Origin of the sequence: Dolichospermum circinale AWQC131C, assembly GCF_000426905.1 — a bacterium.
Classification (GTDB): Bacteria; Cyanobacteriota; Cyanobacteriia; order Cyanobacteriales; family Nostocaceae; genus Dolichospermum; species Dolichospermum circinale.
This window is the reverse complement of record NZ_KE384601.1, coordinates 177,083-196,269: the sequence shown is the minus strand read 5'-3', so window position 1 is coordinate 196,269 and position 19,187 is coordinate 177,083. Positions and strand designations below refer to the sequence as shown.

General features: G+C 35.1%; 25 protein-coding genes. 13 read left to right on the top strand and 12 right to left on the bottom strand.

Annotated features, from left to right (window positions below):
• From ACIR131C_RS22185 to hypB, 11 genes are all read left to right on the top strand, one after another.
• Window positions 1–1,474, top strand: a 1,474-nt coding sequence (locus ACIR131C_RS22185) for a type ISP restriction/modification enzyme (protein WP_035371631.1), incomplete at its 5' end; no start/stop codon positions are given.
• Window positions 1,475–1,563: 89 nt separating this feature from the next.
• Window positions 1,564–2,724: an NHL repeat-containing protein gene (locus tag ACIR131C_RS0107705; RefSeq protein WP_028089731.1), complete on the top strand. Its 1,161-nt coding sequence runs from the start codon at window positions 1,564–1,566 to the stop codon at window positions 2,722–2,724.
• Between the two features lie 40 nt (window positions 2,725–2,764).
• On the top strand, window positions 2,765–5,116 hold the full coding sequence (gene hypF, locus ACIR131C_RS0107700; RefSeq protein ID WP_028089730.1) for a carbamoyltransferase HypF: 2,352 nt from the start codon (window positions 2,765–2,767) through the stop codon (window positions 5,114–5,116).
• A gap of 58 nt (window positions 5,117–5,174) precedes the next feature.
• Window positions 5,175–5,420 (top strand): HypC/HybG/HupF family hydrogenase formation chaperone, encoded by a 246-nt coding sequence (locus ACIR131C_RS0107695; protein ID WP_028089729.1) that lies wholly within the window; start codon window positions 5,175–5,177, stop codon window positions 5,418–5,420.
• Window positions 5,421–5,558: 138 nt separating this feature from the next.
• The gene (hypD, locus tag ACIR131C_RS0107690; RefSeq protein ID WP_028089728.1) at window positions 5,559–6,710 is read left to right on the top strand and encodes a hydrogenase formation protein HypD; all 1,152 of its coding nucleotides are present in this window, start codon (window positions 5,559–5,561) and stop codon (window positions 6,708–6,710) included.
• A gap of 24 nt (window positions 6,711–6,734) precedes the next feature.
• A complete protein-coding gene (locus ACIR131C_RS0107685; RefSeq protein WP_028089727.1) occupies window positions 6,735–6,950 on the top strand; it encodes a tautomerase family protein in 216 nt (71 codons plus the stop codon).
• 78 nt (window positions 6,951–7,028) lie between these two features.
• Window positions 7,029–8,123, top strand: a complete 1,095-nt coding sequence (gene hypE, locus ACIR131C_RS0107680; RefSeq protein ID WP_028089726.1) for a hydrogenase expression/formation protein HypE — start codon at window positions 7,029–7,031, stop codon at window positions 8,121–8,123.
• A 177-nt stretch (window positions 8,124–8,300) separates the two neighbouring features.
• On the top strand, window positions 8,301–8,564 hold the full coding sequence (locus ACIR131C_RS0107675; protein WP_028089725.1) for a type II toxin-antitoxin system Phd/YefM family antitoxin: 264 nt from the start codon (window positions 8,301–8,303) through the stop codon (window positions 8,562–8,564).
• Window positions 8,536–8,883 carry a type II toxin-antitoxin system RelE family toxin gene (locus ACIR131C_RS0107670; RefSeq protein ID WP_231395417.1) on the top strand — a complete coding sequence of 116 codons (348 nt, stop codon included), beginning with the start codon at window positions 8,536–8,538 and terminating at the stop codon, window positions 8,881–8,883. Before ACIR131C_RS0107675 ends, ACIR131C_RS0107670 begins: the two co-directional genes overlap by 29 nt.
• Before the next feature lie 113 nt (window positions 8,884–8,996).
• Complete coding sequence (gene hypA, locus ACIR131C_RS0107665) at window positions 8,997–9,338, top strand: hydrogenase maturation nickel metallochaperone HypA (RefSeq protein ID WP_028089723.1); 342 nt, start codon at window positions 8,997–8,999, stop codon at window positions 9,336–9,338.
• Entirely contained in the window at window positions 9,329–10,132 is an 804-nt protein-coding gene (gene hypB, locus ACIR131C_RS0107660; protein ID WP_028089722.1) for a hydrogenase nickel incorporation protein HypB, read from the top strand. Before hypA ends, hypB begins: the two co-directional genes overlap by 10 nt.
• Window positions 10,133–10,388: 256 nt before the next feature.
• Here hypB and ACIR131C_RS22180 read toward each other — a convergent pair whose 3' ends face one another.
• From ACIR131C_RS22180 to ACIR131C_RS0107645, 3 genes are all read right to left on the bottom strand, one after another.
• On the bottom strand, window positions 10,389–10,625 hold the full coding sequence (locus ACIR131C_RS22180) for a type II toxin-antitoxin system VapC family toxin (RefSeq protein WP_051347512.1): 237 nt from the start codon (window positions 10,623–10,625) through the stop codon (window positions 10,389–10,391).
• A complete protein-coding gene (locus ACIR131C_RS0107650) occupies window positions 10,622–10,858 on the bottom strand; it encodes a type II toxin-antitoxin system Phd/YefM family antitoxin (RefSeq protein WP_028083571.1) in 237 nt (78 codons plus the stop codon). The genes ACIR131C_RS22180 and ACIR131C_RS0107650 overlap by 4 nt, the downstream gene beginning before the upstream one ends.
• Window positions 10,859–11,217: 359 nt before the next feature.
• A complete protein-coding gene (locus ACIR131C_RS0107645) occupies window positions 11,218–11,760 on the bottom strand; it encodes a hypothetical protein (RefSeq protein ID WP_028089721.1) in 543 nt (180 codons plus the stop codon).
• Between the two features lie 258 nt (window positions 11,761–12,018).
• Here ACIR131C_RS0107645 and ACIR131C_RS0107640 point away from each other — a divergent pair, with 258 nt between their 5' ends.
• Entirely contained in the window at window positions 12,019–12,477 is a 459-nt protein-coding gene (locus tag ACIR131C_RS0107640) for a helix-turn-helix domain-containing protein (RefSeq protein WP_028089720.1), read from the top strand.
• A 78-nt stretch (window positions 12,478–12,555) separates the two neighbouring features.
• Here the strand turns inward: ACIR131C_RS0107640 and ACIR131C_RS0107635 are convergent, their stop codons facing one another.
• The 7 genes from ACIR131C_RS0107635 to ACIR131C_RS0107600 all read right to left on the bottom strand — a co-directional run bounded on the left by ACIR131C_RS0107635 (window position 12,556) and on the right by ACIR131C_RS0107600 (window position 16,157).
• Window positions 12,556–13,164 (bottom strand): class I SAM-dependent methyltransferase, encoded by a 609-nt coding sequence (locus tag ACIR131C_RS0107635; protein ID WP_028089719.1) that lies wholly within the window; start codon window positions 13,162–13,164, stop codon window positions 12,556–12,558.
• 108 nt (window positions 13,165–13,272) lie between these two features.
• Window positions 13,273–13,644 carry a hypothetical protein gene (locus tag ACIR131C_RS0107625; RefSeq protein WP_028083569.1) on the bottom strand — a complete coding sequence of 124 codons (372 nt, stop codon included), beginning with the start codon at window positions 13,642–13,644 and terminating at the stop codon, window positions 13,273–13,275.
• Entirely contained in the window at window positions 13,637–14,635 is a 999-nt protein-coding gene (locus ACIR131C_RS0107620) for an LLM class flavin-dependent oxidoreductase (RefSeq protein WP_028083568.1), read from the bottom strand. Before ACIR131C_RS0107620 ends, ACIR131C_RS0107625 begins: the two co-directional genes overlap by 8 nt.
• Before the next feature lie 18 nt (window positions 14,636–14,653).
• Window positions 14,654–14,989 (bottom strand): hypothetical protein, encoded by a 336-nt coding sequence (locus ACIR131C_RS0107615; RefSeq protein ID WP_028083567.1) that lies wholly within the window; start codon window positions 14,987–14,989, stop codon window positions 14,654–14,656.
• A 124-nt stretch (window positions 14,990–15,113) separates the two neighbouring features.
• Window positions 15,114–15,425 (bottom strand): hypothetical protein, encoded by a 312-nt coding sequence (locus tag ACIR131C_RS0107610; protein ID WP_028089718.1) that lies wholly within the window; start codon window positions 15,423–15,425, stop codon window positions 15,114–15,116.
• 2 nt (window positions 15,426–15,427) lie between these two features.
• Entirely contained in the window at window positions 15,428–15,691 is a 264-nt protein-coding gene (locus ACIR131C_RS0107605) for a hypothetical protein (RefSeq protein WP_028083565.1), read from the bottom strand.
• Window positions 15,692–15,728: 37 nt separating this feature from the next.
• On the bottom strand, window positions 15,729–16,157 hold the full coding sequence (locus ACIR131C_RS0107600) for a hypothetical protein (RefSeq protein ID WP_028089717.1): 429 nt from the start codon (window positions 16,155–16,157) through the stop codon (window positions 15,729–15,731).
• A gap of 683 nt (window positions 16,158–16,840) precedes the next feature.
• On the opposite strand from ACIR131C_RS0107600, the gene cysK reads away from it, so the two are divergent.
• Window positions 16,841–17,782: a cysteine synthase A gene (gene cysK, locus ACIR131C_RS0107595; protein WP_028083563.1), complete on the top strand. Its 942-nt coding sequence runs from the start codon at window positions 16,841–16,843 to the stop codon at window positions 17,780–17,782.
• A gap of 165 nt (window positions 17,783–17,947) precedes the next feature.
• Here the strand turns inward: cysK and ACIR131C_RS0107590 are convergent, their stop codons facing one another.
• Together ACIR131C_RS0107590 and ACIR131C_RS0107585 are read right to left on the bottom strand one after the other, a co-directional pair.
• A complete protein-coding gene (locus tag ACIR131C_RS0107590; protein WP_028083562.1) occupies window positions 17,948–18,424 on the bottom strand; it encodes an ArsC/Spx/MgsR family protein in 477 nt (158 codons plus the stop codon).
• 150 nt (window positions 18,425–18,574) lie between these two features.
• Window positions 18,575–19,186 (bottom strand): cysteine dioxygenase family protein, encoded by a 612-nt coding sequence (locus tag ACIR131C_RS0107585; RefSeq protein ID WP_028089716.1) that lies wholly within the window; start codon window positions 19,184–19,186, stop codon window positions 18,575–18,577.
• Between the last annotated feature and the right edge of the window lies 1 nt (window position 19,187).

Here is a 19,187-nt window from a genome sequence, read left to right as displayed (position 1 = left end):
CAATGGTTTAATTCATCGAGGTATGAGGGAAGAATTATTAAAGTATTTTGATACATTATATATCATGGATTTACATGGTAATTCTTTATTAAAAGAAACCACTCCAGAGGGAAATATTGATCAAAATGTGTTTGATATTCAACAGGGTGTAGCGATTTTAATTGCTGTGCGGGAAAAAGATAAACCTGATTATGGTTCTACTGCTTATAAATCCAGAGATGGTGTTAAGGAAATGGCTAAGGTGTTATATTATGATCTGTGGGGAAGACGCGAGGATAAATATAAGTTTTTAGAATCTGCAAGTTTAGATAATGTTAATTGGATAGAAGTAAAACCTACTGAACCTAATTACTTTTTTGCACCGAAAGATTTTGATTTAGCAACGGAATATAATCAAGGATGCTTAATCAGCGATATATTTATAATTAATTCCAGTGGTTTTACTACTCATAGAGATAACTTTGCAATAGATTTTGATAGAGATGTAATTAAAAAAAGAATACGTGATTTAATATCTGAAGATTTATCTAATGATTATTTGCAAGAATTATATACTATTCATGATAGTAGAGATTGGAATTTAGCTGAAGCACGAAAACAAGTTAGAAAAAATCTCAACTGGGAAAATGATTTAATTAGTTGTTTGTATCGTCCTTTTGATAAGCGTTTCTGTTATTTAAGTACAGTAGCAATGGATTTTCCGCGTCCACCATTGAAACAGCATCTAATACAAGATAATCTGAGTTTATTATGTAATCGTCAGCTTTCTATTATGGGGTGGAGACATATTTTTGTTACTAACTCAGTTCCTGAAATCTGTTCTATTTCATCAGCAAGTAGAGAAAGGACTTATGTTTTTCCTCTCTACACATACCCAAATACAGAAAATAAACAAACAAATCTTTTTCTAGAAAAAACTCCTAACCTATCCCCAAAATTCTTAGAAGCTATCAAAGAAAAACTTGGTAAAATACCCACACCAGAACAAATCTTTTACTATGCTTATGCTATATTTCACAGTCCTACATACCGCACTAGATACGCTGAATTTCTGAAAATAGATTTTCCCCGTCTTCCCTTAACTAGTAATCAAAACCTATTTAATTCATTAGTTATCAAAGGAGAAGAATTAGTTAACTTACATTTAATGAAATCTGATACACTCAATAATTTAATGACAACCTATCAAACAATAGGAGATAATCAAATTACTGAAGTTACCTATAATTCAGAATTGCAAAGAGTATATATCAATAAACAGAGTTATTTTACCAATATTCCTCCACATATCTGGGAATTTAAAATTGGTGGATACCAAGTATTAGATAAATGGTTAAAAGACAGAAAAAACGCCAAACGTCAATTATCTACTGAAGAAATTAACCATTATCAAAAAATTGTTATCTCCTTAACAGAAACTTTCCGAATAATGGAGGAAATTGATAGAATTATTCCAGGTTTTCCGATCATCTAAATATGTTGGGTTTCCTTGCGTCAACCCAACCTACAATTTTATTAACTAAACCTGGATTAAATAGCATAAACATTAATTCCTTGTCTACATTGCAAACCCAAAATATATCCCATTTCTCCCTCTTCCCTGATAGCGCGAAAATAATATTAGGAAATAATATTACACCCGAACAGTTGGTAATTCCCCTTGTACCCACTCCGACAACAATGTTTGGACCCCGTGCAGCTTGTTTATTATCACCAACAGGACCGTTATGGGTAGCAGATACGGGACATCATCGTTTATTGGGGTGGCAAAATTTACCCACAAAAGATTATGAACCTGCGGACTGGGTAATAGGACAACCAGACTTTTTTCATGAAGGACAAAATGCCAAAAATACACCAGGAAAATCTACATTTAGTGTACCTACGGGTATTTGTAAATGTGGTCATGGTTTAGCGGTTGCAGATGCTTGGAATCATCGTATTTTAATCTGGTATAATACACCTAATGATAGTCATATTCCCGCAGATTTAGTATTAGGACAAACTAACTTTCTTGATAATAAACCAAATCGAGGAAACCAACAACCCGCAGCTAATACTCTCCATTGGCCTTACGGTATTTTTTATCATCAAGGTCAGCTATTTGTAGCTGATACCGGAAATCGTCGGTTATTAATTTGGAATCAATTACCCACAGAAAATGGTCAACCTGCGGATATAGTTTTGGGACAACCAGATATGATATCACGCAATGAAAATGGGGGTAGTTCTCCCACTGCTGCTAGTATGCGTTGGTGTCATGATATCACGATGTGGGATGATAATTTAGTGGTTGCTGATGCGGGTAATAACAGGATCATGATTTGGCCGGGAATACCAACAGAAAATAATACTCCTTGTGCGGTGATTTTAGGACAAAAAAACTTTAATTTTGTAGAATTAAATCAAGGGGTTTATTTTCCTAGTGCTAGTAGTTTAAGTATGCCTTATGGAGTAGATATTTGGGGAGATTATTTAATGGTAGCTGACACGGCTAATTCGCGTTTAGTAGGATGGAAAAAACGAGAATCTATTTTATTATTACAGGGTGCAGATGCTGATATTGTCATTGGGCAAGATAACTTTACAAATAAAAGTGAAAATCGCAATTTTGGACTACCAACACGACAAAGTTTAAATTGGTGTTATGGAGTTAAGGTTTGTGGAGAAGTTGCGGTAATTGCCGATTCTGGGAATAATCGCGTTTTGATTTGGAAGTTTTGATTATCTCACGCAAAGTCGCAAAGACGCAAAGGAAGGAAGAATGAGAATAGAAGAAATTAGGGTTAGTGGGATTGTACAAGGTGTGGGTTTCCGTCCTACCGTTTATCGTTTAGCTAATATTTTACGTTTGAAAGGGGAGGTTTATAATGATGGAAAAGGGGTGTTAATTCGTGTTTCTGGTAGTGAGGAAATAATAACGGAGTTTGTGAATAAATTATATCAAGAATGTCCGCCTTTGGCAAAAATTAATCAGGTGGTCAGAAGTCTATATTGGGGAGAATTTAATTTTGATAATTTTGTGATTTCTCCAAGTGTTAATAGTGTGATAAAAACTCAAGTTTCTCCTGACGCTGCAAGTTGTCCCCAATGTCAAAGGGAAATTTTTGATCCTTTTAGTCGTTATTTTCGTTATCCTTTTACTAATTGTACTCATTGTGGTCCAAGGTTAACTATTATTCGCGCTATTCCTTACGATAGGGATAATACGAGTATGGCCAATTTTCCCATGTGTAAGGAATGTAAAAGGGAATATGAAGATGTGGAAAATCGTCGTTTTCATGCTCAACCTGTGGCTTGTTTTGTATGCGGACCTCGTGCATGGTTAGAAAGGGCTGACGGTAAACCTGTGATATCTGATATGTTCTCAATGTTGGATGATTTGGATGCTGTTTGTACTTTATTACAAAAGGGTGAAGTTGTCGCTATTAAAGGTTTAGGTGGTTTTCATTTGGCTTGTGATGCTACTTTGGAAAATGCAGTTCAAAAACTCAGAACTCGTAAACATAGATATCATAAACCTTTGGCTTTAATGGCTAGAGATATGAATATTATTTCTGAATATTGCTATATTAATGATTTAGAAAAAGAATTATTAACAAGTTCGGCTGCACCTATTGTTTTATTAAAAATTAAAGATAATAATAAATTAGCTTCTTCTATAGCACCAGGACAAAATACTCTGGGTTTTATGTTACCTTATACGCCTTTACATCATTTAATTCTCAAAAGAATGAAAGTACCAATAGTTTTAACTAGTGCTAATATTTCTGATGAACCACAATGTATAAATAATGAAGAGGCTAAAGATAAATTATCGAAAATAGCTGATTATTTTCTATTACATAATCGAGATATTGTTAATAGAGTAGATGATTCGGTAGTTAGAGTTATTGACAATAAAATTCAAACCCTCAGACGTGCTAGAGGATATGCACCAGCACCAATTATTTTACCACCGGGATTTGAAAAAATACCGCCTATTTTAGCCATGGGTAGTGAGTTGAAAAATACCTTTTGTTTATTAAGAGAAGGTGAGGCGATTTTATCACAACATTTAGGAGATTTAGAAAATGCGTCCGCGTTTAATGCTTATCAAGAAACATTGAATTTATATCTAAATTTGTTTGAACATAAGCCAGAAATAATTGCTATTGATAAACATCCAGAATACTTATCATCTAAACTTGGTAAACAACTAGCAACGGTTAATCATATTAAATTAGCAGAAATTCAACATCATCACGCCCATATAGCCGCTTGTATGGCAGAAAATCAAATTTCTTTAGATACAAAACCGATTTTAGGAATAGCCTTTGATGGTTTAGGATATGGAGAAGACGGTACATTATGGGGAGGAGAATTTTTATTAGCAGATTATCAAAGTTTTCAAAGATTAGCAACATTTAAACCAATGGCTATGATAGGAGGAAAACAGGCAATTTATCAACCTTGGAGAAATACCTATTCTCAATTAATTAATGCTTTTAGTTGGCAAGAAATACCAGAAAAATACAGGGATTTAGCAATAATCAAATTTTTAGAACATAAAAACCCTAAACTACTCAACCAAATCATAGAAAAAGGTATTAATTCACCCTTAACATCGTCAGTAGGAAGATTATTTGATGCAGTTGCAGCAGCCATAGGTATTTGTCCAGAACAATGCAGCTATGAAGGACAAGCAGCCATAGAAATGGAAGCAATAGCTGATACCAATATTTTAAACAATGATAAAGAAACTCTAAATTATTCCTTTAAATTGGAAAAATCAGCTAATATATATTATATAGATACATCCCCGACATGGCGAGAAATTTTGAATGATATAAAACAGCACATTTCATCATCAGAAATAGCTGCAAAATTTCATCAAAGTTTAGCTATAACCACCGTCAAAATAGTTAAAAAATTGAAACAAGAAAATCAATTTAATCAAGTAGTATTAACAGGAGGAGTATTTCAGAACCAAATTTTATTACAACAGGTAAAAATGCAATTAGAAAAATTAGAAATTAACGTATTAACTCATAGTATAGTACCAACAAATGATGGAGGATTATCACTAGGACAAAGTGTAATTGCAGCCGCTAAATACTTAAAAGAAACGCTATAAAAACCTCCGTTGTCTCCGCGCCTCTGCGTGAGATAAATCTTAAAAAAGGAAAACTAAAATGTGTTTAGGAATACCCGGACAAATAACAGAAATAACCAACAGAGAACACAAACTAGCCACAGTTAATATTGGAGGAGTGAAAAGAGAAATAAACATAGCCTGTATAGTTGACCAACAACACCCACCAGAAGCTTGTATAGGAGATTGGGTATTAGTTCATGTTGGTTTTGCTATGAACAGAATCAACGAAAAAGAAGCAGCAGAAACATTAAAATTATTGCAAGAAATAGCCGCCTTGCACTAAAGTACAAGGCTAATAGCAAAAGTCCCTTAAAACGGACTGGAAAAACAAAATAATGACATTCTAGCTAATCATAGCTAATCAATTTATGTTTTGTAAAGTAATTAATCCAAAATCTAAAATCTAAAATCTAAAATTGATATGAAATATGTAGACGAATTTCGCAACCCCGAAAAAGCCCAAGCTTTACAACAAGAAATAACCAAACTCAGCCAACAAATAAATAGACATTTAAAAATCATGGAAGTATGTGGAGGACATACCCATTCTATTTTTAAATATGGAATCGAAGAAATATTACCCGATAATATAGAATTAATTCATGGTCCTGGTTGTCCAGTTTGTGTGATGCCTAAAGGTAGAATAGAAGATGCGATCGCACTGTGTCAACTACCCAACATCATATTTACCACATTTGGCGACGCAATGCGTGTACCTGGTGCAAAAACCAGCCTTTTGCAAGCTAAAGCCCAAGGTGCGGATATTCGCATGATTTATTCACCCTTAGATAGCCTGAAAATAGCCAGAGAAAACCCCCATAAAGAAATAGTATTTTTCGGTTTAGGCTTTGAAACCACCGCCCCCAGCACTGCATTTACCATACTTCAAGCAGCCGCAGAAAATATCACTAATTTTAGTATGTTTTCTAATCATGTATTAGTAATTCCCGCCTTGCAAGCATTATTAGAAAATCCCGATTTACAACTTGATGGTTTTATTGGTCCTGGTCATGTAAGTATGGTAATAGGCACAGAACCTTATGAATTTATTACCCAACAATATCATAAACCAATTGTTATTTCTGGCTTTGAACCATTAGATATCTTCCAATCAATTTGGATGTTATTAAAACAAATAGTAGAAAATCGTTGTCAAGTTGAAAATCAATATAACCGTTTAGTAGAAACTAGGGGAAATCAAAACGCATTAACAGCCATGAATCAAGTTTTTACAGTGCGAGAAAAATTTGCATGGCGAGGTTTAGGAGAAATACCCAATTCCGGTTTCAAAATTCGCCCAGAATATGCCCAATTTGATGCTGAAGTTAAATTTACAATTCCGAATTTAAAAATAGCAGATCATAAAGCTTGTCAATGTGGAGAAATTCTCAAAGGAGTTTTAAAACCTTGGCAATGTCAAGTATTTGGAACAGCTTGCACACCAGAAACACCCATAGGAACTTGTATGGTTTCTTCTGAAGGTGCTTGTGCAGCATATTACAAATATGGGCGACTGTCAACCATGGCAAAAACAGATAAATCAGGTGTATCGTCCGAACCTATATCAGTCTAAATTGCACAATTTGAGGAAAATTATATGCCTTTTGTCACTGTTCAAATTGGTAAGGGTCACTCCATAGAAAAAAAGCGTAAACTAGCCCAAGCTGTCACTGAAGCTTTAGTTTCTGCACTAGGAACAAAACCAGAATGGATAACTATTCATATTGATGAATTTGAACGGGATAATTGGGCGGTTGGAGGGGTTTTACACTCTGATAAACACGCTGGTAGACATGAAGAAACTGGCAGATAATTAACTAATAATGACAGGCAAGATGCCTGTCCCACAACAAAAAATATAATTACAAATAATTACAAAGCAATTTTCAAAATGACAATTAACTCTCATCAAAATCCACTTTTCCAAAAAATTGAGCAAGTCCGTCGTCGTCAAGGAAAGATAAGAGATACTCACATTAACTTATCCCATGGTAGCGGTGGTAAAGCCATGAGAGATTTAATCGCCGATATCTTTGTGAAAAGTTTTGATAATCCGATTTTATCCCAATTAGAAGACCAAGCCACATTTGATTTACTGAGTCTTTCTCAACATGGAAAACGATTAGCATTTACCACAGATTCCTATGTAGTAGATCCTTTATTTTTTCCTGGTTCAGACATAGGAGAATTAGCAATTAATGGTACAATTAATGATTTAGCCGTGAGTGGTGCAAAACCTTTATATCTGACTTGTAGCATGATTTTAGAAGAAGGTTTACCCATAGAAACATTAAGAAAAGTTGTAGCTAGTATGCAGAAAGCAGCGGAAAAAGCTGGAGTGCAAATAGTCACAGGAGACACCAAAGTCGTTAATAGAGGTTGTGCCGATAAATTATTTATAAACACTGCCGGCATTGGCATAATTCCCCCAAACATTGACATTTCTCCTCGCAACATTCAACCGGGAGACGTAGTAATTATTAATGGAGAAATTGGAAATCATGGCACAGCAATATTAATTGCCAGAGGAGAATTAGCATTAGAAACAGATATAGAAAGTGATTGTCAACCACTGCATGAATTAGTCGCCGAAATTATTAAAATTTGTCCCCAAATTCACGCCATGCGAGACGCAACTAGAGGAGGTTTAGCCACAGTCTTAAATGAATTTGCCCTCACTTCCAACTTAGGAATACGCATTCATGAAAATGCAATTCCCATTAAAGAAGAAGTAAATGGAGTATGTGAAATCTTAGGTTTAGAACCCTTATATTTAGCCAACGAAGGAAAATTAGTCATAGTTGCACCTCCAGAAAAAGCCGATTTGATTTTAGCAACAATGAAAAACCACCCCACAGGAAAACAAGCATCTATTATAGGTGAAATAATTCCCCACCCACCAGGAATAGTCTTTTTAAAAACCGTCTTTGCTGCAGAAAGAATCATAGATATGTTAGTAGGTGATCAACTGCCCAGAATATGTTAAAATCCATAGTAGGTTGGGTTGACAAAGGAAACCCAACATTTTCGACATTTTTGCGGTTTTGTTGGGTTGCGCTGTCGCTTAACCCAACCTACAAATTCTATCATCAACACAGAAGTCGGGTATCTTGTGCATGAATTAGTGATATAATCATATACAATACTTATTTGTTACCAGAATATGTTAAAACACCTCACAATTACAGAAGCACAACAGCAAATTTTACATTTGCCAGATGATGTACAACAAGAGCCAATAATTATTACCAAACATGGTAAACCAGTTATGGCGGCTATTAGTTTTGAGCAATATGAATCTTTATTAGAAACTTTAGCAATTTTATTTGATCAAGAATTTAACCAACAATTACAACAAAGTATAGCTCAAGCACACAGGGGAGAAACTATTAGTTGGCATGATGCAAAACTCAAACTCGGACTTTGAAAAACCACAAACTGATAATATTGAATTTGAAATTCAGTTAACGCCTTTAGCATTGGAGATGTTAACAAATATTAAAGATAAACGTCACCAAAAAGCTCTAATTTCACGAATTGATAAACTAAAAATAGAACCTGAAAAGCAGGGAAAACCTTTAACTGGACAACTAATAAATTATCGTAGTCTTAGGGCTGTAGGGCAACGCTACCGTATAGTTTATCAAGTGGAAAATGATAAGGTAGTTGTTTTAGTAGTTGGCATAGGTTTAAGAAAGGAAGGTAATAAGGAAGATATTTATAATCTCTTACAAAAATTATTATAGCAGTTCCCATGCTCGTGAGATACAAAGTTTTTTAGTTTTAGGGAACAGGAAATAAATTGATGTGTACTTCATTATACTCCAAATTGTCTGTAACGGCTCAACTGTCACCTAATATGCACGAACTCGGAATCACCCAAAACATCATTGCCATAGTCACCGAAAATGCCCAAGGTAAAAAAGTCCAAAGAGTATTATTAGAAGTTGGTAAATTATCGGCTATTATGCCAGATGCAATTAAATTTTGTTTTGATATTTGCGCCCAAGGTACAATAGTTGAAGGGGCAAGATTAGAAATTTTGGAAATACCAGGAATGGCTAAATGTCGTCAATGTGGTACAAATTTTTATGTCGAAAAACCTTTTGGTATTTGTGAATGTGGTAGTATTAAATTAGATATAATAGCTGGTGAAGAACTAAAAATTAAAGAAATTGAAGTAGAGGAATTATGTGTGTAAATTGCGGATGTTCTGGTGATAATCAAACAACAATTACAAATATGGAAAATGAACACCATCATACTCATACTTTAGCAGATGGAACTGTAATTACTCATTCTCATCATCATGAGGAAACAACCCAAATTCATGCTCAAATCCATAATACAACCATATCTTTAGAACAAGAAATATTAGGTAAAAATAACCTATTAGCTGCCCAGAATCGCGGCTGGTTTAAAGGTCGAAATATTCTGGCTTTAAATTTAATGAGTTCTCCCGGTGCTGGCAAAACTACTTTATTAACTCGCACTATTAATGATTTAAAAAATACACTAACTATCAGCGTTATTGAAGGTGATCAAGAAACTACAAATGATGCTGAAAAAATTAAATCCACTGGTTGTCAAGTGGTACAAATTAACACGGGTACGGGTTGTCATTTAGATGCTTCTATGATAGAAAAAGGGCTGCAAGAATTGAATCCGCCCCTTAATTCTGTGGTGATGATTGAAAATGTCGGAAATTTGGTTTGTCCGGCTTTGTTTGACTTGGGAGAAGCGGCTAAGGTGGTAATTTTATCGGTAACGGAAGGGGAAGATAAACCCATTAAATACCCTTATATGTTTCGCAGTAGTGATATTATGATTTTAACGAAAATTGATTTATTACCTTATATCAATTTTGATGTTCAGCGTTGTATTGAATATGCTAAACAGGTAAATCCCAAAATCCAAGTGTTCCAAGTTTCTGCTACTACTGGGGAAGGTTTGGAAGATTGGTATGGGTGGTTAAGTCAAGAGGAAGTTATATGAAACTAGAAAAAACTATTTACAAAAATAATCATGATAATTTCATATAAAGTCCTCAAGGTAAGTGGTTTAACAGAAAAGCAACTTTTACTAGAAATTATAATATAGTTTACACTATTTATAGAGGTTATCGGTTGAGTAAGATACAAAAACCCCACCCCCCTCCCCGCAAGCGAGGAAGGGGCTTAGGATGTATCTCACTCAAGTGCATACCCCCTATATATCACCGGGGATCTGAATATAGTGGGAAGTGCGATCGCTAAGTTCGACCAAGTAATCTAAGATGATTTTCAAACAATTCTGTAATCCGTCTAGCGTCATTTTGGGAAATTTCACCCATTCTTACCCTACGAGATAAGGCAGAAAATAATTCCACCTCAACTAATTGACTAATGATCGGTTTATCTTCTTGTTTTTGTAATAGTTGTTCAACAACAGCACTTAATTTTTCAGGCACATAATAAGGAACAATGGCGCTAGTATCTAAATAAATCAATATCTTTCGTTCTCTCTTTCTTCTAATATCGTGGTACTCATTGAACTTCCTTTTAAAACTATGGATTTTCTAAAATCGTTTAAACTAGGAAATACTTTTTTTACCTGTTGGGGAGGAAGAAGACGGGCAATTTCTTTGCCTTCTTTCATCAGAATAAATTGCTCACCTTTAGCGACTTGTTCTAGAAGTTTATATAAATTTTGAGTAGCTTCTTCAATTGTAATCTGAGTCATAAGGTTCTCAACATTTTACAAATTTTCTTTAATTATATAACAGAAATAGATGTTTTGTAAATAGATTTGGGAGACTAGATCCCCAACTTCTTTGAGAAGTCGAGGATCTGAATATTAGGATCGCCCAAAATCATCCTCTTATGAAAGAGCGATAAGTAAGTTGGCGTTAAAGAATCAACATATGTAACGAAATGTAAATTCGACAAATACCTTATAGATAGGTTATTTCAGGGTTTTTACGAAAAAAATGTATATTGATTTTATCGTGCCGACTTACTTAGCATAAAATCACCCTATTATGAAAGAGCGATCGCCTACAATCATCCTATTATCAAAAGAGCGAAGAAAAAACACTAAAATTAGGGCGTACCTCGTCTTCCCTCTTTTATGCCACGTTTCATCCAATGATCTATAGCTCCTTTACAGTTAGACTTCCCATAAACACGAGCTACATCTGGATTATTTTCTAAGTAGTAGCTAGGATTAAAGTTTGCAGAACCTTGTCTACACTCGCGCATTCCATTTGTTAACCAGTGGTTAATTCCACGAATATAAGCAGATCTACCAACAGTACCAAAGTGTGCTGCTAAGTCAGGATATCTATTCAGATAATATTTTGCATTAAAAGCAGGATGACCTTCTCTAGATTCTTGCAGTCCACGGTTTTTCCAATGAGTGGTTGCTGCACTTAAATTATTTCGACCAAATTCTTCTCTTAGGTCTTGATATAGACTCATGTAATATTTTGCATCAAAAACGTAAGGGTCAAAAATAATAGACTCGCTTTGAGCAATTTGTTGAGTCTGTGCAGTAGCTGATGGTACTCCATCTAGTTTACTCAAAAAGCTAATAGCTATAACTGGGATGACTCCAACAGAGAAAAGAGTTTTTAACAATTTCATAGGGTTATTGTTCCAATAATACTTTCACCAATAGTATTTCTATTCACCAAAAAAATCAACGAGTATCCCCGCAGAAAAATGTGCGAACTCCCGCAAGTTAAATTGCGGACTTATATCTATACGAAACTACACCAAACAACTAACATTGAAAAGCGGAAAAAAGCGGATCGTAAAAAAAATTAAAAAACAGACGGAAAAAAGCTGAAAAATACGGATAAAGTCTGCTAAAATTATCTATGTCGCGTTACATTTATCAATATGCAGGTTCAGCAACTACTACAACTTGTGGATGACGCTCTTTATCTCAACACAGGACAGCATCTCAACGACTTACAACGTGGTGTTATTGAAGGAACACTAAAATATCAAAAGTATGCTGATATTGCCGAAACCTGTGGTTGTAGCCCCGGTCACGCGAAGGATGTAGGTTACGAACTCTTGCAAATGTTATCTGATATTTTTGATGAACCAGTTGATAAAGGTAATCTTAAATCTGTTCTTGAACGACAGGGAAATGTGAATATTTCTTTGGGGGATAATACTATTAATAGTAATCTAATTGGCTGTATAAATGTAAGTTCTAAAAATACTAAAACTAAATCAGATAAAAAGAGATTTGAGAAAATCAAAAAATTACGGCAATTAGGTTTAAATGATCAAGAAATTGTAGAAATATTAGAATTACCTTTAGAGGTAGTTCAAGAGGTGGAAGTCTAGACTGGGGATATTAAATCTACTAACTATCTAACATAAGAAAATGGTGCGTTACGCTGTCGCTAACGCACCCTACAAAGATTATTTCTGAAAAATAGTTAATAATACAAACCCTAATAAGGGATAGTGACCTACACAAGTTAAACCGGCATTATTCCCCATTTCTTCTCTTTGTTTTTGGCTATAAAATCTAACTGCTGTATGAGAATGGGGTGTAATTTGACATGATGATGAGTTGTTAAAAGTAATGTCCACTAAATAAAATTTACCACCGGGAGAAAGTACCCTTGCTACTTCTTTTAAAACCTGGTCTGGTTGGGGATAATGCAAAAAACTGATAGTATTAAAAACCGCATTAAATTGTCCTTCAGCAAAGGGGAGATTTTCGGCATTACCTTCAAGGTAAATTAAGCGGGGACGGTGGCGGTTATTTTGCCTCGCTACCCGCAACATTTGCGGAGATAAATCTAAACCTGTGCCTGTAATTTCTGGAAACTGATTTGCTAATCTATTTAATAATCTACCTGTTCCACAACCTAAATCAAGTACATTGGCATTTGCTGATAATTCAACTTGGGAAAGTAATCTTTTATGAATTGCTTGATAAATAAAAGAAGGAAATGTCCAATCATAACTATTTGCCCAACGATCAAATAGTTCTTTTTTGTTATTAATCATGTTGTTAATCATGGCTGCTATATTGTATTTATTTGATTATAACAAGATAGAAGATAAATCCCCGACTTTTCAAGAAGTCGAGGATCAGGTGATTTTAGGGATTAAAATATAATTTAGGACTTACAACCAATCTCGATAGGCTGAAATTTCATTCACTCCAATTTCAAAGGGTGATCCCTTGCCAAAAGGAGGATAAACGCGAATTTTGGCATCTTTAGTGAATCTTTCCAGCCTATTTCCTAATTGGGGAATATTACTAACTATATGCCAATAGGCAACTAGATCGGGACAGTCTACAATTAACATCAAAGTCGTCTTATTTGTGGTCATGTACCACTGACAATTAGATAGTAATACTTGGGTAATGCGATCGCACGCATAAAAGAAGCATTTACCAATAGACTGTTCCAACTCTAAATGTAGCATTCCATCCTCTTTTGTTACCTTGGTAGGAGGTAAATCATCGGGAGGAAGTAGGGAAAGTTTAGACATAATTCCGCACCTCTTGATTGTAGCGTTGCAAACTTTCTCGATTTTTCTGTAAGGAAAAAGATGAAGGTTTTAACGCTAGTGTGCTGAGATTTAATTCGTCCTGAAATTTCTTGATTTTGTCACGACAACCGTTGACATCACCGATAATTGAATTTTCCAGCAAATAGTCCTCATCAAAACAAATATTTGTCCGATCAAATGCTGGTTGTTGAGGACTTTTTTCCATTACTTGAGTTGAGTTAGCCGTCATTTCTTTGCTAAAATGACGAATAAAAGGTAATGCTTCATTTACTGCTTGATCATGAGTTTTACCCACAAAAAAGAACCGCGCTAACAGGAACTTTTCTGCACCACTTTGATTAAATTCCCGATATTTATTAACCGTCTTCTTTAGTCTTGCTAAAGAAAACGGCGGACCCCCCATTAAACCAAAGGAATTTTCAGCAGCAAATTTAACTGCATCATCATCACCACTAGCAACATATATAGGAATTGGTTTTTGCAGTGGTTGGGGTTGTATCGTCAGATTTTCGCATTGATAATATTCGCCATTAAATGATACGTTAGTTTCATATAATAGCTTTTGAATCAATGCCACTGATTCTAACATTCTGGTGCGAGATTCCTGCATTTTCACACCAAAATGTTTATTTTGCTGGGGAAAAGGTCCACCTTTAGCTACTCCAAAAGCCAACCTACCACTACAAAGATTATCCAAAGTAGCAATATCTTCAGCCACGCGAATTGGTTGGTGAAATGGCAATAATACAGCCGCAGTTCCTAGACGAATTTGCGAAGTCACACCTGCCAAATGTGCCAACAATAGCAGAATTGAAGGACTGAGATTGAACTCATTAAAATGATGTTCTGTTACCCAGGCTTCTTCAAAACCTAAACTTTCAGCCTCCTTCACCAATAAAACTTGTTCAAAGATAGTGCGTCTAGCATCATGGTGATGATTTTCGTAATTGCAGAAAAGTCCTGTTTTCATTGTTAACCAAATATTAGATTAGGCTGCCACTAATTGCAACTCCAACCATAATCGAGGTTCAGACTGTTTTAACTTCGACATAGGATCACGTAGCAATCGTTTAGCATTGAGACAAACTACTTGAATTAGCCCCATATTTTCAGCTAATTCTCTGAGGATTTGTTTTTGGGCTTGAATATAGGGCATTATGTCTTCTCGACAATAAATTCCTATATATTGAAACCGTTTTGCAGGTCGTCCCCAAAAGCAAGTGATAACTTTCACGTGGCAGCCTTCTAAAAGTTCTCCCACGGACGGATAATAGTCATCTACCACTCTGAGAAATTCTTGGGCTAGGATGTCTTCAGTAATCATTTGACTGATTCTTCTGTAGCGTCCATAACTCTATTTATTATAACATATAATTGTCATTTAAGCATAACAAAAATAAAGATCCAAGACTTTTTAAATAAGTCGAGGATCTCAAGATTTCCAATTTTTATCGAGAATTACGTTCGGCTACTAAAACATCGGCAATAATATCTGGTAGATTTGTTAAATCTGTATATCCTTCTGCACCAGCAATTGGGGAGATAAAAGTATAATTAGGGTCACAAACTCCTGTGTCATAAACCTGCATAAACCATCTATCAGGTAATCCCTCTACACCCAATTCTACAATATACCAACTCTCACCCATTAAGCGAGAATTAAATACTGTAAACCAATCTCTAAAATCATCAGCAATATTCCAATCTGCTAAGAGAAATTCTAATGATATTTTTCCAGCATCAGTTGCAGTCAATAACATGATTACTCCTGAGTGACAACTTGATCAGAAACTTCAGGATATAAACCTAATTCTTTGGCCAATTGTTTAGCAACAAAAAATAGAAATTGCGCCCCATCTTGATTACCTTGATGAGCAAACATTGTGGCTACTTGTAACATTGATTGCACTAAACCAGAGTCAATTAATTCTGGTTTTGCTTCTAAAACTTCTGGTTCTTGACCATTAGGACATTGCAGAAGTTCATCAATTAAATTAAAATACTGGGTTTGGCGTTCGTCTGTCATGATAATTTAGTTTATTGTGAATGATTAAGTTGAAAAATTACTGTTCGATGCTTTGTTCCCACATTCTTTCTAACATAGCAATGTGTTCTTTTAATACAGCAGCACGATAGACAAGATATCTGTCATAAGCGATAATGACTACACCAATAAAAATGGGTGTTACTAAAAATAACCATTGCAAAATTGTCGCTAATTTATATTTTTTTGCAGTAACTTTTAGTTGATGCAGAAAATTGTGATCAGATGGTTGGGATTTGACTAAAGATAACTGAGTATTGATAATTTTGGGTTGGGGAACTAATGCTGGAGATGCTATATTTATTTTCTGCAATTCACAGGATAAATTCTGTGTTTTAACGAACTCTTTATGTTGTCCCCAAACTATAGCAAATACTATGATCCCTGGAGAAATTAATGCTAAAGTTACTAAACTTACAGTCAGCAGATTTAAAAATTTCACTTTCATGTTTATTCTCCCTTACCAGGACTTAATTACCTAGAAAGAAAATTTTTATGATTATGTTGATTTTTTGCACCTTTTTTATTCAAAATATGCTGATGACAAATACAGGAGTTAAGAAGTCCCCCCTGATTCGTCAGACTTTCATCTGAGGAACTTCGGGGGGTAGAGGGGAATCTCTGCGTAAATCCTATATCGTTTATATCAGTTCCCTTTTTAGTGCCAATTTTCAGCGACTCAAGTTAATATTATTAAGATAATTACGATATTACTCAAATTCTGTGATCCTGATTTGGTAAGCATTTAAAAGAAATTAAAATATTTTTTGGGGTTGGGGTGCTAGTATTTATTGAGTGGGGGACTAGCATTTTTGAAAAAGGGGACGGGGTATTTTGTACTCAAACTCAAACCAAGACAGACTATGAGTTTTAGATATTTTGCTAAGAAAATTTCCAAGTACAAACTGTACTCAAATTACAGCATTCCATGACAAAGATAAGCCTAAGATATCTTAAATAACTCAGAAACAACATTAAGATATTCTAATAGTTTTTAATAATTACTAATATTTTTGGTGAAATAGATAGAAATTATGCTAGAATAAGCGTGGTTAATACCAATAGTCAATGAGATCAATACTTGATCAAAATAGATTAATATATAAACTTTAGGAGTTTAGGAGTTAAAAAATGCGAATTGCTAAAGATGTAACAGAACTAATTGGAAAAACTCCATTAATTCAGTTAAATAAAATTCCTCAAGCCGAAGGAGTGAAGGCCAGGATAGTTGTCAAATTAGAAAGTATGAATCCTGCGGCCTCTGTCAAAGATAGAATTGGCGTAAGTATGATTCTTTCCGCTGAAGCTGAAGGTTTAATTTCACCAGGAAAAACGGTTTTAGTTGAACCAACTTCTGGTAATACAGGTATTGCGTTAGCCATGGTAGCAGCCGCGCGGGGCTACAAATTGATTTTAACCATGCCTGAAACCATGAGTCAAGAAAGACGCGCCATGCTGCGGGCTTATGGTGCGAGTTTGGAGTTAACACCCGGTACTCAAGGAATGCGAGGAGCAATTAATAAAGCAGAGGAAATTGTGGCGAATACTCCCCATGCTTTTATGTTACAGCAATTTGCTAACCCTGCCAATCCGAAAATCCACAGAGAAACCACCGCTGAGGAAATTTGGGCGGATACGGACGGAGAAGTTGATATTTTAATTGCTGGGGTAGGAACAGGTGGTACAATTACTGGTATTGCAGAAGTGATTAAACAACGCAAACCCAGTTTTCAAGCTATTGCGGTAGAACCTAGCAACAGTCCCATTTTATCAGGCGGTAAACCGGGTCCTCATAAAATTCAAGGTATTGGTGCGGGCTTTGTTCCTGATGTTTTGCGTCAAGACTTAATTGATGAGATAGTCCAAGTTGATGATATAGATGCAATAGCGTATGGGCGTAGATTGGCCAGAGAAGAGGGTTTATTGTCGGGAATATCTTCTGGTGCGGCTTTATGTGCGGCTATTGTTGTCGGTAAACGCCCAGAGAATGCGGGTAAATTAATTGTGGTGATTCAACCTTCCTTTGGTGAACGCTATTTAAGTACCGCTTTATTTCAAGATTTGATGAGTTAATTAATTCAACCAAATTCTGAATATTTTGTAAGTTGGGTTAACTCTTTTGTTACCCAACAAAATCTTCTTAAATAACGCACCAATATTTATTAATATATAGACTTAAAAAATAAACTGTTCACGGGTGCGTTACGCTGACGCTAACACACCCTACTAAATTGTTAGTTATTGTTTGTGATTTTTACAACCACCTTGACCATGGTGGTGGTCGTGATTATCTTTATTAGCACAGCCTTGGAGGTCTTGCTGCATCAGTTTTTCGCTCATTTGTTGCAAAGATTCATCCACAGGTTTTAAGCCTATCCATGTGTCAATTTTCTCCACATCAAAACCGATTTCTCTTCTGTCTCCTACTTGTATCAAAGGACGACGAATTAATAAAGGATCTCTCAGCATCATGATTAAAGCATTTTCAGCGGTGATATTTTCAGGATTCACCTCTCCTGATTTTACCCTGGGTGCGGCTTTATTAAACCATTCTATTACCGGGCGATCGCCAAAAAATGACCGTAATTTTTCCACTGTCCAAGGTTCTGTTAATAAACTATATGCTACCACTTCATGACCTGCGGCTGTGAGTAATACTTTTTGTCTGGTATTGTTTTTACAGCCTGGTTTTTCATAGAAAATTACTCTGGCCATTGCTATTTCTCCTATTGATTTCTGGATGTAAATTAAACGCAGATAAACGCAGATAAACGCAGATTCAAGATAATTTTTTTTGATTGATAGCTAACACCTATATCCCGAAATTATAACATTTTTTGTTTTTGCCATTAGCTTGAAAATTCTTTAAAAATTTTTAGCAATGTGGTTAATTATATCAAATTCAAATCTCTGTTTTGGGTTGGTTTCTCCATAAATATTAAATGTTACTGTTGGTTCTTCACCCATTGCTTGAACATGATGTATTGTCTCAGATGTAAAGCTGATAATGTCACCGGGAAATAAGTTTATTTCTCCTGTTTTTTCAATTTGATCAGGGAAGTCAGGATTTTCAGTACGTCGCCAAAATGTGTTTTTTTCCTGACCTTTTAATATTGCGATTACTCCCCATGTGCCATGATTATGAATAGTGGAAGTTGTTCCTGGTGCAAATGTTACTGTTTGTACTGTTAAGGGAAATCCTAATTCATCATATAATAATAAAACAGAAATTCCCGTTTTGGCATCAGGTTTTAAAAACTGACTTTGTACCCAATAGGAATTAACAATTAATCGTCTTACTAGGTTTCTTACGGCTGGAAGTTGGGTTGATTCTTCTTCAACATGATTGAGTACATCTTCCACTTCAGTTAAAAAGCGATATAGACGATAATTATCCTGCAATAAATCCCATGATCTTGCTGATTTACAAATTTGATATTCTCCATTTGCTGCAACAAACCAATCTTTACCTTGCATA

What these genes read in the sequence shown, in the direction of transcription:
- hypF (WP_028089730.1), top strand. Translation starts at nt 2,765, where the DNA reads ATGAGAATAGAAGAAATTAGGGTTAGTGGGATTGTACAAGGTGTGGGT.
- ACIR131C_RS0107695 (WP_028089729.1), top strand. Translation starts at nt 5,175, where the DNA reads ATGTGTTTAGGAATACCCGGACAAATAACAGAAATAACCAACAGAGAA.
- hypD (WP_028089728.1), top strand. Translation starts at nt 5,559, where the DNA reads ATGAAATATGTAGACGAATTTCGCAACCCCGAAAAAGCCCAAGCTTTA.
- ACIR131C_RS0107685 (WP_028089727.1), top strand. Translation starts at nt 6,735, where the DNA reads ATGCCTTTTGTCACTGTTCAAATTGGTAAGGGTCACTCCATAGAAAAA.
- hypE (WP_028089726.1), top strand. Translation starts at nt 7,029, where the DNA reads ATGACAATTAACTCTCATCAAAATCCACTTTTCCAAAAAATTGAGCAA.
- ACIR131C_RS0107675 (WP_028089725.1), top strand. Translation starts at nt 8,301, where the DNA reads ATGTTAAAACACCTCACAATTACAGAAGCACAACAGCAAATTTTACAT.
- ACIR131C_RS0107670 (WP_231395417.1), top strand. Translation starts at nt 8,536, where the DNA reads ATGATGCAAAACTCAAACTCGGACTTTGAAAAACCACAAACTGATAAT.
- hypA (WP_028089723.1), top strand. Translation starts at nt 8,997, where the DNA reads ATGCACGAACTCGGAATCACCCAAAACATCATTGCCATAGTCACCGAA.
- hypB (WP_028089722.1), top strand. Translation starts at nt 9,329, where the DNA reads ATGTGTGTAAATTGCGGATGTTCTGGTGATAATCAAACAACAATTACA.
- ACIR131C_RS0107650 (WP_028083571.1), bottom strand. Translation starts at nt 10,858, where the DNA reads ATGACTCAGATTACAATTGAAGAAGCTACTCAAAATTTATATAAACTT.
- ACIR131C_RS0107645 (WP_028089721.1), bottom strand. Translation starts at nt 11,760, where the DNA reads ATGAAATTGTTAAAAACTCTTTTCTCTGTTGGAGTCATCCCAGTTATA.
- ACIR131C_RS0107640 (WP_028089720.1), top strand. Translation starts at nt 12,019, where the DNA reads ATGCAGGTTCAGCAACTACTACAACTTGTGGATGACGCTCTTTATCTC.
- ACIR131C_RS0107635 (WP_028089719.1), bottom strand. Translation starts at nt 13,164, where the DNA reads ATGATTAACAACATGATTAATAACAAAAAAGAACTATTTGATCGTTGG.
- ACIR131C_RS0107625 (WP_028083569.1), bottom strand. Translation starts at nt 13,644, where the DNA reads ATGTCTAAACTTTCCCTACTTCCTCCCGATGATTTACCTCCTACCAAG.
- ACIR131C_RS0107620 (WP_028083568.1), bottom strand. Translation starts at nt 14,635, where the DNA reads ATGAAAACAGGACTTTTCTGCAATTACGAAAATCATCACCATGATGCT.
- ACIR131C_RS0107615 (WP_028083567.1), bottom strand. Translation starts at nt 14,989, where the DNA reads ATGATTACTGAAGACATCCTAGCCCAAGAATTTCTCAGAGTGGTAGAT.
- ACIR131C_RS0107610 (WP_028089718.1), bottom strand. Translation starts at nt 15,425, where the DNA reads ATGTTATTGACTGCAACTGATGCTGGAAAAATATCATTAGAATTTCTC.
- ACIR131C_RS0107605 (WP_028083565.1), bottom strand. Translation starts at nt 15,691, where the DNA reads ATGACAGACGAACGCCAAACCCAGTATTTTAATTTAATTGATGAACTT.
- ACIR131C_RS0107600 (WP_028089717.1), bottom strand. Translation starts at nt 16,157, where the DNA reads ATGAAAGTGAAATTTTTAAATCTGCTGACTGTAAGTTTAGTAACTTTA.
- cysK (WP_028083563.1), top strand. Translation starts at nt 16,841, where the DNA reads ATGCGAATTGCTAAAGATGTAACAGAACTAATTGGAAAAACTCCATTA.
- ACIR131C_RS0107590 (WP_028083562.1), bottom strand. Translation starts at nt 18,424, where the DNA reads ATGGCCAGAGTAATTTTCTATGAAAAACCAGGCTGTAAAAACAATACC.
- ACIR131C_RS0107585 (WP_028089716.1), bottom strand. Translation starts at nt 19,186, where the DNA reads ATGCAAGGTAAAGATTGGTTTGTTGCAGCAAATGGAGAATATCAAATT.